Consider the following 18,673-nt stretch of genomic DNA (forward strand, 5'->3'; position numbering starts at 1 on the left):
TTAAAATATAATATGTTATACAATATCTCTTAAAATTGTGTGAGGTGTAGAAAGATGAAAAAAGGTATTCATCCCGAGATTAAAGAGGTTGTTTTTAAATGTGCATGTGGGAATGAGATAAAGACGTTATCTACCGCTAAAAAAACAGGGATAGCAATATGCTCCAACTGTCACCCATTTTTTACCGGAAAGCAGAAATTTGTAGATGCTGCTGGTAGAGTAGAAAAATTCATGAAAAAATACAGCGAGGCTAAATCTAAAAAGTAAATTTGGCCCGTTATGGAATATAATCTTTCTGTAAAACTTTTAAGCCACACGCCAGATCCTGAAGGTGTTGTGGCTTTAGCTGCTAAATTGTGTTATTCTGATGCAAATATTGAGGATCTCAAAGAAGTTATATCCAAAAGAGACCAGCAGGGCTTTATCGAAAAGATCGTAAAGATTGGTCATCATTCTGTATTGGAGCATATATCTTTCACATTTGGGATTGAAGGTGTATCACGGGCATTGACTCATCAATTGGTGAGGCATCGTATCGCCAGCTATTCCCAGAAATCCCAGAGATATGTCAAGTACACTGAAAATTTTGATTACATAATGCCGCTTACCATAAAAAATAATGAAAGGTATAGAAAGCGGTTTGAAGCGTTGATGGCGGAGATTTCCGATCTATACTCTGAAATGATATCACAGGATATTCCGGCAGAGGATGCCAGGTATATTTTGCCAAATGCCTGTGAAACAAAGATTATTGTGACTATGAATGCAAGGGAGCTACTTCATTTTTTTAAAATAAGATGTTGCAACCGTGCCCAGTGGGAGATCCGTCTAATGGCGGAAGAGATGCTAAAACTTTGCCTTGAGGTGGCACCTTCCATCTTCAGACATGCTGGCCCTGGATGTGTTACCGAAAAATGCCCAGAAGGGGAGTTTACATGTGGGCAGGCGGAGGATGTCCGCAAAAAATATATAGAACTTCTAAAGAAATACAATCGTCTAAATTAAAAACTTTCAGGTGAAAATATGGGTAAATGTAATATAAATATCGGTGGCCAGGCGGTCATTGAAGGTGTTATGATGAGGGCACCCTCGAAATTTGTCATCGCTGTCAGGCGGCCGGATAATCAGATTGTGGTACAAAAAAAAGATATAAAAATAGATGCAAATAAATTTTTTAAAAAGCCTTTTATAAGAGGCTTAATAGGTCTTTATGACGCATTGATACTTGGAATTCAGGCGCTTAATTTCAGCGCTCATCATGCTTTAGGTGAAGGTGAGGAGAAGCTGAGCTTTAAAGAGATCTTTTTTACCCTGCTCTTTGGCTTTGGTCTTGGTATTGGTCTTTTTCTCTTTCTACCTTTACTACTTACAGATCTTTTAAAGCTAATATTTCCGTTGATAGAAAGATCGTTTCTCGTTTATAATCTGGTGGATGGAATAATAAGAGTGATCTTTTTTATTTTATACATATACATTATCTCTTTTTTTAAAGATGTAAAAAGGGTTTTTCAGTATCATGGGGCGGAGCATAAATCTATCTTTACCTTTGAAAGCGGTAAAGAATTGACCGTAGAGAATGCAAGACAGATGAGCAGGTTTCATCCCCGCTGTGGGACAAGCTTTTTGCTGATCGTTATGATAGTATCCATATTTGTTTTTACACTTATACCAAAAGACTCCCATTTTTTAATTAAATTTTTGTCGAGGATTGTTTTTGTTCCTGTCATCGCTGGTATCTCATATGAGATACTAAAGCTTAGCGCTAAATTTCAGAATAATATATTGGTAAAAATATTGATAGCTCCTGGATTGTGGTTGCAAAAGCTTACCACTAAAGAGCCGGATGACAGCCAGCTTGAAGTGGCTCTAATTTCAATCAAAGAAGCTTTAGAAATAAATGAAAATAAGGAAGGTTTAATATATGTTTGATCATCTGGAAGAGGTTTTAGAAAAATATAATGAATTGACTGAAAAGCTTGCAGATCCAAACGTAATGAGTGATATAAAAGTCTATCAACAGCTCAGTAAAGAGCACTCCGATCTAAAACCGATAGTAGAGAAGTATATTGAATACAAAGATGTTCAAAGATCTATAAAAGAGGCAGAAGCCATATTGAAGGATGGTGGGGATAAAGATCTTATCGAGCTTGCAGAGACGGAATTGGCTGAGGGTAGGGAGAAATTAGAGAAGATTTCTGAGGAGCTCAAAATATTACTTTTACCTAAAGACCCGTTTGACGAGAAAAACATATATATTGAGATAAGAGCAGGTACTGGTGGCGAAGAGTCTGCTCTTTTTGCAGCTGACCTTTTAAGGATGTATATAAGATATGCCGAGAAATGTGGGTGGAAAACTGAGATAATAGATGCCAATGAAACTGGCATGGGTGGTTATAAAGAGGTTATTCTTCTGGTTAAAGGTAAGAATGCTTATAGTAAGTTGAAATATGAAGCTGGTGGACATAGGGTTCAAAGAATACCTGAAACGGAATCAAGTGGAAGGATACATACATCCGCCTGTACGGTTGCTGTAATTCCGGAGGCAGATGACGTGGATGTGCATATAGATCCCAAGGATTTGAGGATCGATGTATACAGGTCATCCGGTGCCGGTGGACAGCATGTGAATACCACAGATTCCGCTGTAAGGATAACGCATATTCCAACTGGTATTGTGGTTTCCTGTCAGGATGAGAGAAGCCAGATAAAAAATAAGGAAAAGGCCATGAAGCTTCTCAAGTCTAAGGTTTTTGAGATGGAATTGGAAAGGCAGAGGATGGAGCAGGCGGAAAATAGAAAACAACAGGTGGGATCCGGTGATAGAAGTGAAAGGATAAGGACATACAATTTCCCTCAGAATAGGTTGACTGACCACAGGATAAACCTCACCGTATACAATCTTGATATGGTCATGGAAGGGGAATTAGATGAGATTATCGATGCACTTATCACTTACGATCAGGCTGAAAAATTGAAAAATATTGGACTATGATATTTGAAGGGTAATGATTGAAAAGTTTTGATGGGGAAGTATTAGCATCTGAGATTTTAAGTGCGTTGAGTGGATTTCTTCCATCATATCAGGCTAGAGAATTTGTTTCGTATCTTTTAGGCGTTGATTATAAAGATCTTCATAACCATCTTTCCAGAAAAATAGAATTGCTAGGATACAAAAAGTTTATCGTTAAAAAAGTCTTTGAAGGGTATCCCGTTTCATACGTAACGAAAAGTAGAGAGTTTTTTGGTTACGAATTTTATGTGGATGAAAGGGTACTTATACCAAGGCATGAAACGGAAATTTTAGTGGAAGAGGCACTTAAAATAGATATCAAAAAGCCAAAGGTTTTAGATATCTGCACAGGTTCAGGGGTTATTTTAGCAACTTATCTCCTGCAAAAGGTTGATGCGACAGGTGTGGGAGTTGACATCAGTCTGCCAGCTCTGGAAGTGGCAATGATAAATCTTCGTAAGCATAATCTTATAGATAGATCTTACCTCGTATGTCTTGATGCAGTGAGAAATCTGGAGTCAGTGAATATATCAGAATTTGATATCATATTATGCAATCCTCCATATATTTCAAACAATGAAAAATTACCCAATTCGGTACTCTATGAGCCCCACCAAGCATTATTTGCGGAGGATAATGGGTATTATTTCTATAAAAAACTGTTGAGAATAATATATAAATCGTGTAAAGAAGATACTATTATATTTTTTGAAATTGGTGATGGAATGTCTGAAGAGCTAAAAAAGATATTTTCTGGCAAAGAGATAAGCTTTATAGAGGATTTTACTGGTAAAAAAAGGGTGCTTAAATGGATAAATTCAAAGTAATAGGTGGCAATAGATTAAACGGTAAAGTAAAAGTAAGCGGTGCAAAGAATTCATGCTTACCTATTCTCGCTGCAACGCTTCTCGCTTCTGGTGAATATTTAATTGACAATACCCCAAATCTTATGGATGTAAGGACAATGCTTAAACTATTGAAAGGGATGGGGATAAATTACGAGTTTCAGGATAATCGTGTATTCTTGACAAACTCAGATGACAATGATTTGTGGACAGCCCCGTACGATCTCGTTAAAACGATGCGGGCAAGTGTACTCGTGCTGGGACCGCTGGTGGCCAAAAAAGGTAAAGCCAAGGTTTCTCTCCCGGGTGGATGCGCCATAGGTGAAAGGCCTGTGGATCAGCATATAAAAGCTCTGGCTCAAATGGGTGCAAAAATAGATATAGAGCATGGTTATATCATTGCCGAAGCTCAAAAATTGAAAGGATGTGAGATATATTTCGATCTTGTAACAGTTACCGGTACTGAAAATATTATGATGGCTGCTACTCTGGCTGAAGGGGAGACTATTTTATACAATGCTGCACAGGAGCCTGAGGTGGTGGATCTTGCCCGATTTTTAAAGAGAATGGGGGCTAATATATCCGGTGAAGGTACAAATGTAATAAAGATAAAAGGTGTCAGTGAGTTAAACCCTGCGGATTATACTGTTATGACCGATCGAATAGAGGCGGGGACGATTTTGTGTGCCGTTGCCGGAACAGGTGGGGATGTGGTGGTGGAAGATGCCCCCGTGGAGTGCATGAAGGCAACGATCGATAAGCTTCTGGAAGTGGGATGTGATATAAAAATAATCAACAGTAATACACTAAGAATAGTATCGGATGGCAGGTTAAAGTCAGCAGATGTGGTTACACAGCCTTATCCTGGATTTGCCACAGATATGCAGGCTCAGTTTATGGCTATTATGACAACAGCTTCAGGTCTATCGGTTATAACGGAGAATATATTCGAAAACCGATTTATGCATGTGGCGGAATTGAAGAGGATGGGGGCTGATATCAGGCTCAAGGATAGGTCTGCTGTCATCAAAGGGGTGGAAAAACTTACAGGTGCTGATATTATGGCGTCAGATCTCAGGGCAAGTGCAGGGCTTGTGATCGCTGCACTAATGGCGGATGGGGAATCCAACATCCACCGTATATACCATCTGGATAGAGGTTATGAAGAGTTTGATAAAAAAATGAATTTATTAGGTGCTGATATTCAAAGGGTGAAAGATGAATGATACTATTACAATTGCTCTTCCAAAGGGGAGACTTGCGGAAGACACTATAGAACTTTTTTTGAAAAAAGGGATCTTAAAAAACAATTGTATTGACTTTAAATCAAGGAAGCTTGTCTTCAATGATGATGAAGAAAAATTTAGATTTTTACTTGTGAGGAATATGGATGTACCAACTTATGTTGAATATGGAGCATGCGATCTGGGTGTGGTGGGGAAAGATATCATTTGCGAAACAAAAGCCGATGTGTATGAGTTTTTAGATCTGGGGTTTGGTTTTTGTAGAATGTGTGTGGCTGCGGCGGATCCCAATTTTAAATATAGGCATGATATAAAGGTGGCTACGAAGTTCGTAAACATTACCAAAGATTTTTTTATAAAAAAAGGGTTTTTTGTGGAAACGATAAAGCTCTACGGTTCCATTGAGATTGCCCCGATACTTGGACTTTCGGATATTATTGTGGATCTTGTATCCACAGGGGAAACATTGAAAAAGAACGGGCTTCACATAATTGAAAATATCATGGATTCCACCGCAAGGCTAATAGGTAATAAGAATTTGGTGAGAACAAAGTATCATAAAATAAAAAGTATATTGGAGATGTTGAGAGGATGAAAAAGATATTCGTAATTCTGTTTTTCTTGATTAGTTTTAATCTTTTTGCCAGTACTATAGATCAGGTTCTGGTACAGGGGAATAAAAGGGTTTCAACATCCAAGATACAATCATATATTTTAAAAGCTGGGGATGAGTTTGATCTTAAAAAGATAGATGATTCGGTTAAAAAACTATATGAATCAGGTCTATTTCTGGATATTAAGGTGGATCTGAAATTTGAAGATGACAGGATGATTTTAGTCTACATTGTTAAAGAAAAGCCATTTATCAATAAAGTTTACTTTGAAGGTAACAAAGAGTTAAAAGAAGACAAGCTCAAAGAAGAATTAAAGATAAAAGAGAATTCACCTTTTGATAAAAATTTAATCGAGGATGCCATAAAGGATATCAGGAAGAAATATGAAGATAACAATTTTTATAACGTGAAGATATCTTACGATATAGAAGAGCGGGGGAATAACGCCGTAGACATCGTATTTAGCATTGAAGAAGGGGTAGAATCGAAGATCTACAAAATCGAATTCTATGGAAACAAACAGTTTAAAACAAAGGAACTAAAAAAGCTGATTGAAACAAACGAGAAAGGGATTTTCTCATGGCTTACTAGCAGTGGAAAAATCAAGAGGGAGAATCTTGAGTATGATAGAGAAAGATTAAGACAGCATTACCTTAATAATGGTTATATGCGGGTGAAGGTTGCTGAGCCGGAATTAATCTATTCTGATAATAAGAAAAAGGTAACGCTGGTATTCAGGATTGAGGAAGGGGAAAAATATAAAATAGGTGAGATTGCTTTTAAGGGTAATGTACATCTGGACGATAAAACTCTTTTTAATAGACTTACACTGAAACCTGGCGATATTTTCAGTGCTGAAAAGTTTCAAAATGATATAAAATCTCTTACAGATGCATTTACAGAAATAGGTTATGCCTTTGCCAACGTGGATCCTCAAAACGATATTAAAGATAATGAAAAGATTGTGAATATTACATATAATATAGAAGAAAACATCCTTTATTATATAAATCGGATAATCATAACAGGTAACAACAAGACCAGGGATAGGGTTATAAGGAGGGAATTTGAGATAGTGGAAGGAGAGAAATACAACTCCTCAAAGATAAAGGAATCAAAACAGCACGTGGAGTTCACCAACTATTTTGAAGAGGTGAACCTTAAGGAGGATGTATTATCTGAAGGATTGATGGATTTGAAACTTAGTGTAAAAGAGAAGCCTACGGGGATGTTTACAATAGGGGCTGGATATTCGAGTCTGGATGGTGTGACTGGTATGGCTTCTGTTAATCAACAAAACCTCTTCGGATTAGGTTATAACTTAGGGTTAAAGGCGGAGTTTTCTAGCAAGAGGACAGATTACACCCTGAGTTTCACAAACCCATGGCTCTTCGATAGACCTGTAACTTTCGGTGTTGACTTATACAATCTTAAAAGAAGCTACTATGAATATACTAAAAAATCAGAGGGTATTGCCATTAGGCTTGGACATCCTATAATAAAAAGGAAGCTATATGTAAACTATAAGTTGGCCTATGATAAGATTAGAATATACGATCTTGAGTGGGATGCTTCGGATTACGTAAGGGATCAGGAAGGGGAAACCACCATCGTAAGCTTTACCCCAAGCCTGGTATGGAATACGCTAAATCACCCCTTCGATCCATCTAAAGGTAATAAATCCACACTTTTTGTAAAATTAGCTGGTACAGTACTTGGTGGAGACAACGATTTTGTAAAAACAGGTGTAGAGAGCGCCCAATATTTCCCATTATTCTGGTCATTTGTGGGGATGTTGCATGGAGAAACCGGTTATCTTACAAAGATTGGAGATAAGAAGCTTCCCATAGATGAGAGATACAGATTGGGTGGTATGTACAGTGTTAGGGGGTATAAATATGGAGATATTTCCCCAAAAGATAAAAACGGATATGATTATGGTGGAGATAAATACGTTCTCTTTAATGCAGAGTTGTCATTTGATATATCCAAAGAGAATAAGTTTAAAGGTGTTTTCTTTTTCGATGCTGGTCAGGTGTATGATGAGAATGAGGGGTATATGTCAAGATCTCTAAGAAAATCGATAGGTTATGGTTTTAGATGGTTTTCCCCAATAGGGCCTTTGCGTATAGAATATGGTCATAAGCTTGATAGAGAACCTGGGGAATCATCGGGTAGATGGGATTTTTCAATAGGTGGATTATTTTAAAAAAAAATGGAGGAATATATGAAAAAATTATTTTTAGCTGGATTAATGTTAATTTTTATGGGTGGGCTTGCCTTTGCTAATTCAAAGATAGCTGTGTTTGATATGCAAAAAGCTCTCGATGACAGCGATGCTGGTAAGGCCGCTGTTGAAAGTATGAAAAAGGAGTACCAGGAACTGCAGAAAGACATTGATACAAAAAGTCTTGAACTAAAAAAGATGCAGGATGAAATAAATGCCCAGAGTGCTATTCTAAGCGATGACGCCAAACAATCCAAAATGGATGAATACCAGAAAAAGCTTAAAGATCTTCAGAGGATAATAAAAGACGCCAATGATGAGTTTAAGAAAAAAGAGCAAAACTTAGTGGCCAAGATAGCTGGTGAATTAAGGGATGTGGTGGAAAAGCTGGGTAAGGAACTGGGCTATAGTGTAATCTTTGAAAAAAGAGAATCCGGCGTCCTTTATAATTCCGACACTGCTGATATCACAAAGCTTGTTGTGGAAAGGTACAACAAAGAATGGAACAGCAAAAAGAAATAACGCTATCATTCTTGGCTGAAAAATTAAGTGGTACGTTAGTAGGTGAAGATTTAACAGTTAAAACCATCTCTTCCATAGAAGAACCTACTGATTCTTCACTGGTTGTTTTGACAAACAGAAAATATCTGAACCTATTAAAAGATGAACGCATAAGAGCTGTTGTTGTTTATGACACTATAAAAGAGAAGATAGAAAAACCTCATATAATTGTGAAAGAGGATAAGCTTATTCTGGTAAAGCTTCTGGATATCTTTTATCCGGAAAAATCGTTCACCTCTTATATCTCCAGCAATGCATCTATTAGTGGTAGTGTTATGGTTGGTGTGGGCTGTTTCATTGGTGATTTTGTTTCAATAGGTGAGCATTCTGAAATAGGTGATAATTCTTATATCTCTTCTGGTGTAAAGATCGGTAATTATGTGCGTATAGGTAAAAATGTAAAGATATATCCAAACGTTGTGATCTATGACGGTTGTGTGATTGGGGATAACGTGATCATTCATGCCGGCGTGGTTATTGGTGCGGATGGTTTTGGATACGTGAATTTGCCGAATGGGCATGTTAAGATCAGACAGGTGGGAAATGTCATCATAGAAGATGATGTGGAGATTGGTGCCAATACATGTATTGATAGGGCAGCCCTCGGATCAACTATAATCGGTAAGGGGACAAAAATAGATAATCTCGTCCAGATAGGGCATAATACCAAGATAGGTAAAAACTGCATAATTGTATCTCAGGTGGGTATAGCTGGATCCTGCAAGATAGGGGATTATGTTATGTTGGCGGGGCAGGTAGGGATTGCCGATCATGTTAAAATAGCAGATGGTACAATCATCATGGCTCAGGCGGGGGTTATGTCTGATATAGAAGAGAAAGGGGTTTATGTGGGGTCACCTGTTATGGAAGCGAGACTTTTCATGAAAAATTCTGCAGTTTTTAAGGAACTGTACGACATGAAAAAGACTCTAAACAAAATAGCAGAGGAGAAATAGATGGATATAAAGAAGATAATGGAGCTTCTTCCACACAGATACCCATTTCTATTGGTGGATAAGGTGTTGAAAAAAGATGAAAACTCTATTACGGCCCAAAAAAATGTTACCATCAACGAGCCTTTTTTTATGGGACATTTTCCATCAGAGCCGATAATGCCTGGGGTTTTGCAAATTGAAGCCCTAGCTCAGGCTGGTGGTATTCTCTGTTATGATCATATTGATGGGATCGATGCGTCAAATGCAGAGATATTTTTCATGAGTATAGATAACGCAAAGTTTAGAAAGCCTGTTGTTCCTGGTGATGTGCTCACATTAAAAGTGGAATTAACAAAGAAGAAAGGGAATATATTCAGACTGAGAGGGGTGGTGCTGGTGGATGGTATTATAGTCACCGAGGCTGAATTTATGGCTATGGTAAGAAAAAAATAGTATAAAGGATTAGATTATGATCGACAAACATGCTTTTATTGACAAGACTGCTGAAATATCCGATACTGCAGAGATTGCTGCCAATGTTTACATTGGGAAGAATTGTAAGATTGGTGATAATGTAAAAATTGGCTTCGGTACTGTCATAGAATCAAATACTGAGATAGGTGATGGGACCATAGTCTCACCTAATGTAAATTTAGGTGGTGCCCCTCAGGATATAAGCTATAAGGGTGAGGATACAAGGCTCATTATAGGAAAGAATTGCATCATAAGGGAGTTTGCATTTATTCACAGAGCAAGTACAAAAGAGGAGTGGGTAACCACAATAGGAGATAACTGCTATATTATGGCTTCCAGTCATGTGGCTCATGATTGTAGAATCGGGAATAATGTTATTATTACCTCCTACGTAGGCCTTGCCGGTCATGTGCATGTGGATGATGGTGTGATAATTGGTGGAGGTGCCGGTGTTCATCAATTTACCAGAATAGGTAGACAGGCTATGGTGGGGGCGTATGCAAAAATTACAAAAGATGTACCTCCTTATGCCCTGGTGGATGGCAATCCCGCAAGACTGTTCGGGCTAAATATGGTTGGTCTCAAAAGAAGGAAGGTACCGCCAGAAGTCAGAAATGAGCTTAAAAAAGCTTATAGTATACTTGTGAATATGGATTACGTACTGGATGATGTTGTACACCAAATTGCCACTCTTACTCAATATGAAGAGGTTAAGATATTCTTAGACTTTATTAAAAAATCCAAAAGGGGCATAATGAGGAGGGGCGAATGATAAGGATGGGTTTGATCGGTGTCGGAAGGATGGGGAGATACCATTTAAATCTATATGATGAGATTTCTGACCTTGAGAAGGCAGCGGTATGTGATCTCAATCCGGAAACATTAAAAAGTTTAAATTTATCCGATAATGTATTTAGCACCACAAATTTCAGGGAATTGTTTGATAAAGTTGATGCTGTAACTATCGCCGCTCCCACAAAATATCATTACGAAATAGCCAAAGAATGTTTGAATGCAGGTAAACATGTCCTTGTGGAAAAACCAATTACAACAGATTACAATCAGGCGGTGGAGCTTTTTGAAATAGCCAGCAGGAAGAATCTGGTGTTGCACATAGGGCATGTGGAAAGATTTAACGGAGCCGTCCAGGAGATTAAGAAGTTGATAGATAATCCCTTTTTGATAGAGTCCAGAAGGGTGGGACCTTATGTTGAAAGGATGAAAAATGACAGTATTGTTCTGGATCTTATGATACATGATATAGATATCATAATCAATCTGATGAACAGGCCAGTTATAGATGTGGAGGCAAAAGGTAGCATTGTCTATTCCGACCTACCAGATTTTGCATCCGTCACATTGGTGTTTGACAACAACGCTGTGGCAAATATCCTTGTAAGCCGTGTAACTCAAAAGAAAGACAGAACGATGAGTATCAGCCAGCAGGATGCCTTTATATATCTTGATTACACCAATCAGGATATCAACATTTACCGAAAAGGTGCCTCCCAGCATGTTTTTGGGAATAAAGAATTAAAGTATATTAATGAATACATACTCGAAAGGGTTTTTGTCTATAAAGATAATCCACTCAAAATGGAGATAAAACATTTTCTTAGCTGTATTAAAGGGGAAACAAGTAGAATTGTCACTGTGGAACATGAGTTGAACTCACTTAAAGTGGCTTTGGCTGTTGATGAAATATTGAAAAAAAGAATAGGAAGAATAAAGGTGTAGTTTGGCAGTAGGGTTGATTGCGGGGTATGGAAAACTACCCCTTATCGCATATAATAAATTGAAAGAAAAGTATGGCAGGGTTGTGGTGATATCCCTTGCGGAAGAGGTGACGGTTGATTTTAACAGTGTAACTGAAAGCCTACATCAATTTAGTGTAGGTCAGGTGGGTAAAATCATAAAAACGCTAAAGTCAGAAGGTGTACAGAATATACTATTTGCAGGTAAGGTGAATAAAACTCTTTTGTATAAAAATCTTAAGCTTGATCTTACAGCAATAAAACTTTTGTGGACATTAGAAAATAGAAATGATGATACCATAATGCTGAAGATAGTTGAAGAGCTTCAAAAGCATGGTATAGGTGTATTAAAACAGAGCGATATATTAAAGGATCTTTTCCTGCCTGAGGGAGTTATTTCAAAGAAAAAGCCTAATAAAACGATAATGGATGATGTGGCTTTTGGCTATAAAGTGGCTAAGGTTTTGGGTAGTGTGGATGTGGGGCAGACTGTGGTGGTAAAAAATAAGGCGGTAATGGCCCTTGAGGCTATAGAAGGTACTGATTCTACCATCGAAAGGGGATGCAGACTGGCGAAAGAGGGGGCTGTGGTGGTGAAGGTTGCCAAGCCAAAACAGGATGAAAGATTTGACATCCCCACAGTAGGTATTGACACTTTGAAAAAAATATTAGATAATAAAGGTGTCTGTCTTGCAATAGAATCTGGGACAACTATTGTGGTGGACACTGATGAAGTAAAAAAGTTCTGTGATGAAAATAAATTAATAATGATATCTTTCAATGGAGATAGTTTATGAAAGCAGAGTACATCAATCCTTTTATAGAATCTACGTTATCAGTATTTAAGACTATGGTGGGAATCGAACCCAAAAAAAATAATATCTATATCAAACAGGGGGATGAACCTTCTTTTGATATATCTGGGGTGATAGGGCTTGCCGGGCAGGCTACAGGATCTGTGGTGATCAGTATGCCGGAGGATCTTGCTCTGGAAGTAGTGAGTAAGTTTTTGGGTGAAAATAAGAAAAGTGTAGATGATGACGTTATCGATGCGGTGGGTGAGTTTATAAACATGATAGCTGGAAGTACCAAGAAGGTATTTTCGGAAAAAGGGTTGAAGTTTAAGATATCAATCCCCAATGTTATAGTGGGAAAAGGTCACAAGATAAACAGACCAAGCAATGTTCCATGTCTGGGAGTGAAGTTTGACGTTGGGAATAAATTCTTTGTAGTGGAAGTTGCTCTCAAAGAACAATAAAAACCAGATGTGTTATCTTTTTTTTCTTTTAGGTGCAATCTTCGGTAGTTTTATGAATGTGTTAATTTACAGGCTACCCCGAGGGATATCTATAATCACCCCAAAGTCTAATTGTCCAAGTTGCAAACAGGAGATTAGATTTTATGATAACATACCACTCATAAGTTATATTTTATTAAATGGAAGATGTAGGGTGTGCGGTGCTAGGATACCTTTTAGGTATTTTATAGTGGAATTGATAACTTCTTCAGTCTTTTTCCTTGTGTGTGTTAAGTATGGATTAAGCTTAAATTCACTGTCATTTTTAATATTTTCTTTTTTTATTTTAACAGCTGGATTTACCGATCTTTATACAGCATTTGAAAAGGATCAATTTGAGTGTGGTGTTATTCCTTCAGTAATTCTTTATGCCGGGATCATTTTAGGGTTGATCACATCTTTTTTTAATGGCCTTGGATTTGTAAATAGCATTTTAGGAGGGGTTATTGGCTTCATCTCCCTTTTTATACCTGCTATAGTATATAAGATTTTAAGGGGTAGAGAGGGGATGGGAGATGGTGATATGTATCTTATGGGAATGTCTGGTACATTTTTGGGGGTAAAAGCTATTTTGCCTATATTGATATTGTCTTCTTTTGTTGGAGCTGTAATCGGTATAATTATAATAAAGGTTTTAAAGGATAATTCATATCCCATCCCATTTGGTCCATTTATTGCGTTTGGATCTATTGTTTATCTCTTTTATGGTGAAGAATTGATAAATTTATATATAGGTTTGCTGAGATAGGAGGTTTGCTTGCTTAGTGTCGAGGAACAGATCAAGGTAATAAAAAGGGGTACCGAAGAGATAATATCAGAAGAGGAGCTGAAGCAGAAGCTCGAATACTCCATTAGAAATAATATCCCTCTGAGGGTAAAGGCAGGTTTTGATCCAACTGCACCGGATCTTCATCTTGGGCATACAGTGTTGATTCAAAAGATGAAACATTTTCAGGATCTTGGCCATCAGGTTATATTCCTTATAGGTGATTTCACTGGACTTATTGGGGATCCCACCGGAAAATCTGAAACAAGAAAGGCTCTTACGAAAGAGGAAGTTTTAAAAAATGCTGAAACCTATAAAGAGCAGGTTTTTAAAATATTAGACCCGTCAAAAACAGAGATTGCATTTAATAGTCGCTGGATGGAGAAGATGACCTCCTATGATATGATTAAGCTTGCATCATCATATACTGTGGCAAGGATGTTGGAAAGGGATGATTTTGCCAAAAGGTACAGCAGTGGTAAACCTATCAGTATACATGAGTTTTTGTATCCTCTTGTTCAGGGGTATGACTCGGTGGCTCTTAAGGCTGATGTGGAGCTGGGGGGTACAGATCAGAAGTTTAATTTGTTAGTCGGGCGGGATTTACAGAGAATGAATGGTCAAAATCCTCAGGTTGCTCTTACAGTTCCAATATTAGAAGGGCTTGATGGGGTACAAAAGATGAGTAAGTCTCTTGGAAATTACGTTGGTATTACTGAAAAGCCGACGGATATGTTTGGCAAAATTATGTCTATTTCAGATCAGCTGATGTTTAGGTATTATCTTTTATTAAGTGATAAAACTCTTGAAGAAGTTGAGCGTATTAAAAATGGTGTGGAGTCCGGCAAGATACATCCGATGGATGCAAAAAAGGATCTTGCAGAGGAGATTGTAAAAAGATTTCATGGTTATGTTGAGGCAAAGCATGCCAGGGAATGGTTTGAGCAGGTTTTTAGTAAAAAAGAGATACCCGATGATATTAAACTATTTGAGGGTAACGCTGATGAGAGATTGATAGATATTGTTAAAAAGTTAGGATTTGCTCCATCCAATAGCGAGGTCAGGCGACTTGCCACATCCGGTGCCGTTACTATAAATGGTGAAAAAGTAGAAAATGTGGATTTATCTCTGGGTGCTGGAGAATTTATACTGAAAGTCGGGAAGAGAAATTTTGCAAGATTGAAGCTCAAATAGTGGAGGGTTGTATGGTATGTGTAAAGCCTTTTAGAGGTGTAAGATATAATCTGGAGAAGACGCTTCTGAAGCAGGTTATAGCACCACCTTATGATGTCATAGATACAAATTTAAGAGATCTACTCGTAGGGAAATCTCCTTTCAACATTGTGCATATAGATTTACCAATAGGTGAAGATAAATACAAAAAAGCTGGTGAAATGTATAAAAATTGGAAAGAAGCTCACGTTTTGATAAAGGATCCTTCACCTTCCTACTACATTTATGAACAGGAGTATGAGTATGAAGGTAAAACTTATATTAGAACGGGATTTATTGGTATTATGAAATTGGAAGAGTTAGGCAAAGGTAAGGTATTTCCCCATGAGAAAACATTGCCTGGTCCAAAACAGGACAGATTCGAATTGATGAAAGCCACTCATGCAAATTTAAGCCAGATATTTGGATTATACTTGGATAATGAAAATAGACTTGAAAGATTGTTTTCCCAGGCTAAAAAGAATATAGCTTCTGCCTCAGCGGTGGATATATATGGTGTTAAAAATAGTATATGGGTGGTGGATGACAGGGAAATGATAGAGAAAATAAGCAGTTTTATGATGGATAAAGCTGTTTATATAGCTGATGGACATCACCGATACGAAACTGCCATAAACTACAGAAATTACATGAGAGAGGTCAATCCATCCGCAACAGGAGATGAAGGTTATGAATATGTAATGATGATGTTTGTGAATTTTTATGATGAGGGTCTTAAGATTTTCCCCACTCATAGGGTTGTGGATGTGGCTGATGATTTTGATAGTGTCGAGTTTGTCAATAGATTGGAAGAGATTTTTACATTGACTATTTTAACTGATGAGAAAAAGAAGAGATTCTTAGACGTTCCTGGTGAGATAAGGATGTTGATGTATCTGGATGGTAATATATATGGACTTAGGGTTAAAGATTCAGTGTTGGATAGATTTGACCCCGTATATCGTAGGATAGATCCTTATATTTTACAGGAGGCTGTTTTAAAAGGGCTGCTGGGGTTTGATGATGATAAGCTTCTGAAAAAACAGGGGATATACTTTGTTCAGACAGAAGAAGAGATTAAACAACTACTATCTCAGAAACGGAGATTAGCATTTGTTTTAAATGGTATCAACATAGATGTTGTAAGGGAGATATCAGAGCAGGGGAAGGTAATGCCCCAAAAATCTACATATTTTTATCCTAAACTTCAAACTGGGCTTGTAATTAATGAACTTTAGGAATGGATGAAAAAAAGAGATTCTGAGATAGCATTATCTGAACGTAGAATAGTAGATAAACTTGATATTATATCTGATTCTTTTTCCGAAAGGATTGATATTTTCTTAAGTGAAAAACTAAATAGATCAAGGTCTTACTTTAAAAATCTTATAGATGAAGGTCTTGTGACATTAAATGGTAAAGCCTGTAAACCTTCATCTAAAGTGGTTGGGGGGGATCACATTATTGTTCTTATCCCTGATGAAAATATTGACCTTACACCTAAAGAGATCGACTTTGAAGTTATTTACGATTCAAAATGGTATGCAGTTATCAATAAACCCGCTGGTTTAGTGGTACATCCTGCTCCGGGGAATACAACCGATACTCTTGTGAATGGGTTGCTTGCAAAGTTTAAAAATATTGATGATAGTGATAATGTACGACCGGGAATAATTCACCGATTGGATAAAGATACTTCTGGACTTTTGATTATTGCGAAAAACCGGGATGTAAGACAACAGATGTCAGAACTATTTCAAAAGAGGGAAGTTCAAAAGGTTTATTTAGCTGTCTGTATGGGGGAACCTAAAAATGACTACTATATGATTGATAATTTTATTGGTAGATCATTGACAGATAGAAAAAAGATGGCTGTATTGCAGAATGGTGGTAAGCGGGCCATCAGTGAGGTAAAAATTTTGAAACGTTCAGATGGAATTTTTCTTGCTTCTATTTCAATACATACAGGAAGAACCCATCAGATAAGGGTACATATGTCTTACTTAAATTACCCTATAGTGGGGGATTTTTTATATGGTGGAGCGAAAGTTATGAAGTATGGTATAAGCAGGCAGGCACTTCACGCATATAAGATTACATTTTTTGACTTTTATTTAGGCAGGGAAGTTTCATATACAGCAGAAATACCAGAGGATATAAAATATCTAATAACAAAATATCGTTTGTATTTTGATATCAATTCGTAGTTCAATTAATTATTACTCACAATTAGGTATGGTAGTAATGGTATTGAAAATATAAATACCTATATTTATGGATTTAAATTGATGAGAATGTTGTTGTTTTCTGCTGTAAGATAAAACAATGTTTATTGTTGACAGTTTTAAATTCGTGTGATAAATAGATGCATACTGTATACAAAATACAGAGGTGAGGATATGAGTGGATATTTACCAATTGCATTAATGTTAGTTGTAGCAGCACTTATAGGTATTATTAGTGTTTCTGTTGGTTTTTTGATAAGACCAAGAAAGCCTGAAAAGGTTAAATTGAGTGTTTATGAATGCGGTATGCCTGAATTCAGTGATGCAAGACAGAGGTATAACGTAAGGTTTTATGTTATTGCAATGCTGTTTGTGATATTCGATGTGGAAACTGTGTTTCTGTTTCCATGGGCAGTGTCATTTGATGTACTCGGTTTGTTTGGGTTGATCGAAATGATTATTTTCATCATAATTTTAGTTTTTGGCTATTTTTATGCATGGAAAAAAGGAGCGTTAGAATGGGCTTGATGGAGCATAAGTTTTCAGACAACATTATAACAACCACTGTTGATGGAGTAATTAACTGGGCCAGACGTTCGTCTTTATGGCCTGTTACCTTTGGTCTGGCTTGTTGTGCTATTGAAATGATGGCAGTGGGGGCTTCTAAGTACGACCTTGACAGATTAGGTATTATATTTAGGGCAACACCAAGACAGGCTGACCTTATGATAGTTGCAGGTACAGTTACTAGGAAGATGGCACCGGTTGTACGTAAGGTATATGATCAGATGCCTGAGCCCAAATGGGTAATAGCTATGGGAAGTTGTGCCACCAGTGGAGGAATTTTTAACACCTATTCAACAGTTCAGGGAGTGGATGAGATAGTGCCAGTAGATTTCTATATCCCAGGATGTCCACCAAGGCCAGAAGCATTGCTGGATGCAATTATAGCCCTTCAGGAGAAGATTAAGGGCGAAAAAGTATTAAGGAAGTGAGGTGGGCTATGACTTTTGCAGATCTTGTCGTTAAATTAGGAGAAAAGTTCCCTTCGAAGATAAATAGTTATGAAAAGTTTGGATCCAGGTTTATAGTCGTGGATAGATCTGTGGCTAAAGACCTTTTGAAAAGTATGAAGTATGATTTTGGATTTACATACCTTGTGGATATCGTTGCTACACATTGGCCAAAAAGGAAAGAGAAGTTTGACGTTGTTTATAATCTCTTTTCAATAAATGATAAGCTGCGAGTGTTTGTGAAATATTCTATAGAAAATGAAAAAACATTTACCGTAACTGATATATGGCAGGGTGCTAATTTTCTTGAAAGGGAGCAGTATGATCTTGTGGGTGTGGTATTTGAAGGGCATCCAGATTTGAGAAGGATCCTTCTTCCAGAATTTTTTGAAGGGCATCCACTTAGAAAAGAGTATCCTCTCAAAGGGAGGAAATGGTTTAACAATGCAGATGAACAGGGCTTAGGCCTGAAGTTTACGAGATAGTTAGGGGTGAT

Annotated in this window: 22 protein-coding genes; all 22 read left to right on the forward strand. The window is 37.3% G+C overall.

Going from position 1 to position 18,673, the window contains the following annotated elements; translation table 11 throughout:
- Positions 1–54 precede the first annotated feature (54 nt).
- The 22 genes from rpmE (at position 55) to ACP5Q2_RS00790 (ending at position 18,662) form a co-directional block, all read left to right on the forward strand.
- On the forward strand, positions 55–267 hold the full coding sequence (rpmE, locus tag ACP5Q2_RS00685; protein ID WP_013450422.1) for a 50S ribosomal protein L31: 213 nt from the start codon (positions 55–57) through the stop codon (positions 265–267).
- 12 nt (positions 268–279) lie between these two features.
- On the forward strand, positions 280–1,005 hold the full coding sequence (gene thyX, locus ACP5Q2_RS00690) for an FAD-dependent thymidylate synthase (RefSeq protein ID WP_424604647.1): 726 nt from the start codon (positions 280–282) through the stop codon (positions 1,003–1,005).
- 18 nt (positions 1,006–1,023) lie between these two features.
- A complete protein-coding gene (locus ACP5Q2_RS00695) occupies positions 1,024–1,929 on the forward strand; it encodes a DUF1385 domain-containing protein (protein ID WP_428096168.1) in 906 nt (301 codons plus the stop codon).
- Positions 1,922–2,992 carry a peptide chain release factor 1 gene (prfA, locus tag ACP5Q2_RS00700; protein WP_428096169.1) on the forward strand — a complete coding sequence of 357 codons (1,071 nt, stop codon included), beginning with the start codon at positions 1,922–1,924 and terminating at the stop codon, positions 2,990–2,992. The genes ACP5Q2_RS00695 and prfA overlap by 8 nt, the downstream gene beginning before the upstream one ends.
- A gap of 17 nt (positions 2,993–3,009) precedes the next feature.
- Positions 3,010–3,837: a N5-glutamine methyltransferase family protein gene (locus ACP5Q2_RS00705; RefSeq protein WP_428096171.1), complete on the forward strand. Its 828-nt coding sequence runs from the start codon at positions 3,010–3,012 to the stop codon at positions 3,835–3,837.
- Entirely contained in the window at positions 3,819–5,081 is a 1,263-nt protein-coding gene (murA, locus tag ACP5Q2_RS00710; protein ID WP_428096173.1) for a UDP-N-acetylglucosamine 1-carboxyvinyltransferase, read from the forward strand. Before ACP5Q2_RS00705 ends, murA begins: the two co-directional genes overlap by 19 nt.
- Positions 5,074–5,694 carry an ATP phosphoribosyltransferase gene (gene hisG / locus ACP5Q2_RS00715; RefSeq protein ID WP_424604652.1) on the forward strand — a complete coding sequence of 207 codons (621 nt, stop codon included), beginning with the start codon at positions 5,074–5,076 and terminating at the stop codon, positions 5,692–5,694. Before murA ends, hisG begins: the two co-directional genes overlap by 8 nt.
- Positions 5,691–7,922: an outer membrane protein assembly factor BamA gene (gene bamA, locus ACP5Q2_RS00720; RefSeq protein WP_428096175.1), complete on the forward strand. Its 2,232-nt coding sequence runs from the start codon at positions 5,691–5,693 to the stop codon at positions 7,920–7,922. The genes hisG and bamA overlap by 4 nt, the downstream gene beginning before the upstream one ends.
- Positions 7,923–7,940: 18 nt before the next feature.
- A complete protein-coding gene (locus ACP5Q2_RS00725) occupies positions 7,941–8,462 on the forward strand; it encodes an OmpH family outer membrane protein (RefSeq protein ID WP_428096177.1) in 522 nt (173 codons plus the stop codon).
- A complete protein-coding gene (gene lpxD, locus ACP5Q2_RS00730) occupies positions 8,441–9,457 on the forward strand; it encodes a UDP-3-O-(3-hydroxymyristoyl)glucosamine N-acyltransferase (protein ID WP_428096179.1) in 1,017 nt (338 codons plus the stop codon). Before ACP5Q2_RS00725 ends, lpxD begins: the two co-directional genes overlap by 22 nt.
- Positions 9,458–9,889, forward strand: a complete 432-nt coding sequence (fabZ, locus tag ACP5Q2_RS00735; protein WP_428096180.1) for a 3-hydroxyacyl-ACP dehydratase FabZ — start codon at positions 9,458–9,460, stop codon at positions 9,887–9,889.
- Between the two features lie 16 nt (positions 9,890–9,905).
- Complete coding sequence (lpxA, locus tag ACP5Q2_RS00740) at positions 9,906–10,682, forward strand: acyl-ACP--UDP-N-acetylglucosamine O-acyltransferase (RefSeq protein ID WP_428096182.1); 777 nt, start codon at positions 9,906–9,908, stop codon at positions 10,680–10,682.
- The gene (locus ACP5Q2_RS00745) at positions 10,679–11,647 is read left to right on the forward strand and encodes a Gfo/Idh/MocA family protein (protein WP_424604658.1); all 969 of its coding nucleotides are present in this window, start codon (positions 10,679–10,681) and stop codon (positions 11,645–11,647) included. The genes lpxA and ACP5Q2_RS00745 overlap by 4 nt, the downstream gene beginning before the upstream one ends.
- 1 nt (position 11,648) lies before the next feature.
- Entirely contained in the window at positions 11,649–12,461 is an 813-nt protein-coding gene (locus ACP5Q2_RS00750) for an LpxI family protein (RefSeq protein WP_428096184.1), read from the forward strand.
- Complete coding sequence (locus ACP5Q2_RS00755; RefSeq protein ID WP_428096185.1) at positions 12,458–12,922, forward strand: chemotaxis protein CheX; 465 nt, start codon at positions 12,458–12,460, stop codon at positions 12,920–12,922. The genes ACP5Q2_RS00750 and ACP5Q2_RS00755 overlap by 4 nt, the downstream gene beginning before the upstream one ends.
- A 7-nt stretch (positions 12,923–12,929) precedes the next feature.
- Positions 12,930–13,709 (forward strand): prepilin peptidase, encoded by a 780-nt coding sequence (locus tag ACP5Q2_RS00760; RefSeq protein WP_424604661.1) that lies wholly within the window; start codon positions 12,930–12,932, stop codon positions 13,707–13,709.
- 9 nt (positions 13,710–13,718) lie between these two features.
- A complete protein-coding gene (tyrS, locus tag ACP5Q2_RS00765) occupies positions 13,719–14,921 on the forward strand; it encodes a tyrosine--tRNA ligase (protein WP_428096187.1) in 1,203 nt (400 codons plus the stop codon).
- An 11-nt stretch (positions 14,922–14,932) separates the two neighbouring features.
- Entirely contained in the window at positions 14,933–16,177 is a 1,245-nt protein-coding gene (locus ACP5Q2_RS00770; protein WP_428096189.1) for a DUF1015 domain-containing protein, read from the forward strand.
- 6 nt (positions 16,178–16,183) lie between these two features.
- The gene (locus ACP5Q2_RS00775; RefSeq protein ID WP_424604664.1) at positions 16,184–17,146 is read left to right on the forward strand and encodes an RluA family pseudouridine synthase; all 963 of its coding nucleotides are present in this window, start codon (positions 16,184–16,186) and stop codon (positions 17,144–17,146) included.
- A gap of 192 nt (positions 17,147–17,338) precedes the next feature.
- A complete protein-coding gene (locus ACP5Q2_RS00780) occupies positions 17,339–17,692 on the forward strand; it encodes an NADH-quinone oxidoreductase subunit A (protein WP_013450441.1) in 354 nt (117 codons plus the stop codon).
- Complete coding sequence (locus ACP5Q2_RS00785) at positions 17,683–18,159, forward strand: NuoB/complex I 20 kDa subunit family protein (protein WP_424604876.1); 477 nt, start codon at positions 17,683–17,685, stop codon at positions 18,157–18,159. The genes ACP5Q2_RS00780 and ACP5Q2_RS00785 overlap by 10 nt, the downstream gene beginning before the upstream one ends.
- 8 nt (positions 18,160–18,167) lie before the next feature.
- Positions 18,168–18,662, forward strand: a complete 495-nt coding sequence (locus ACP5Q2_RS00790; protein WP_428096191.1) for an NADH-quinone oxidoreductase subunit C — start codon at positions 18,168–18,170, stop codon at positions 18,660–18,662.
- Positions 18,663–18,673: the final 11 nt, after the last annotated feature.

This window comes from Calditerrivibrio sp., from assembly GCF_049968475.1.
In the GTDB taxonomy this organism is placed as follows: Bacteria; Chrysiogenota; Deferribacteres; order Deferribacterales; family Calditerrivibrionaceae; genus Calditerrivibrio; species Calditerrivibrio nitroreducens_A.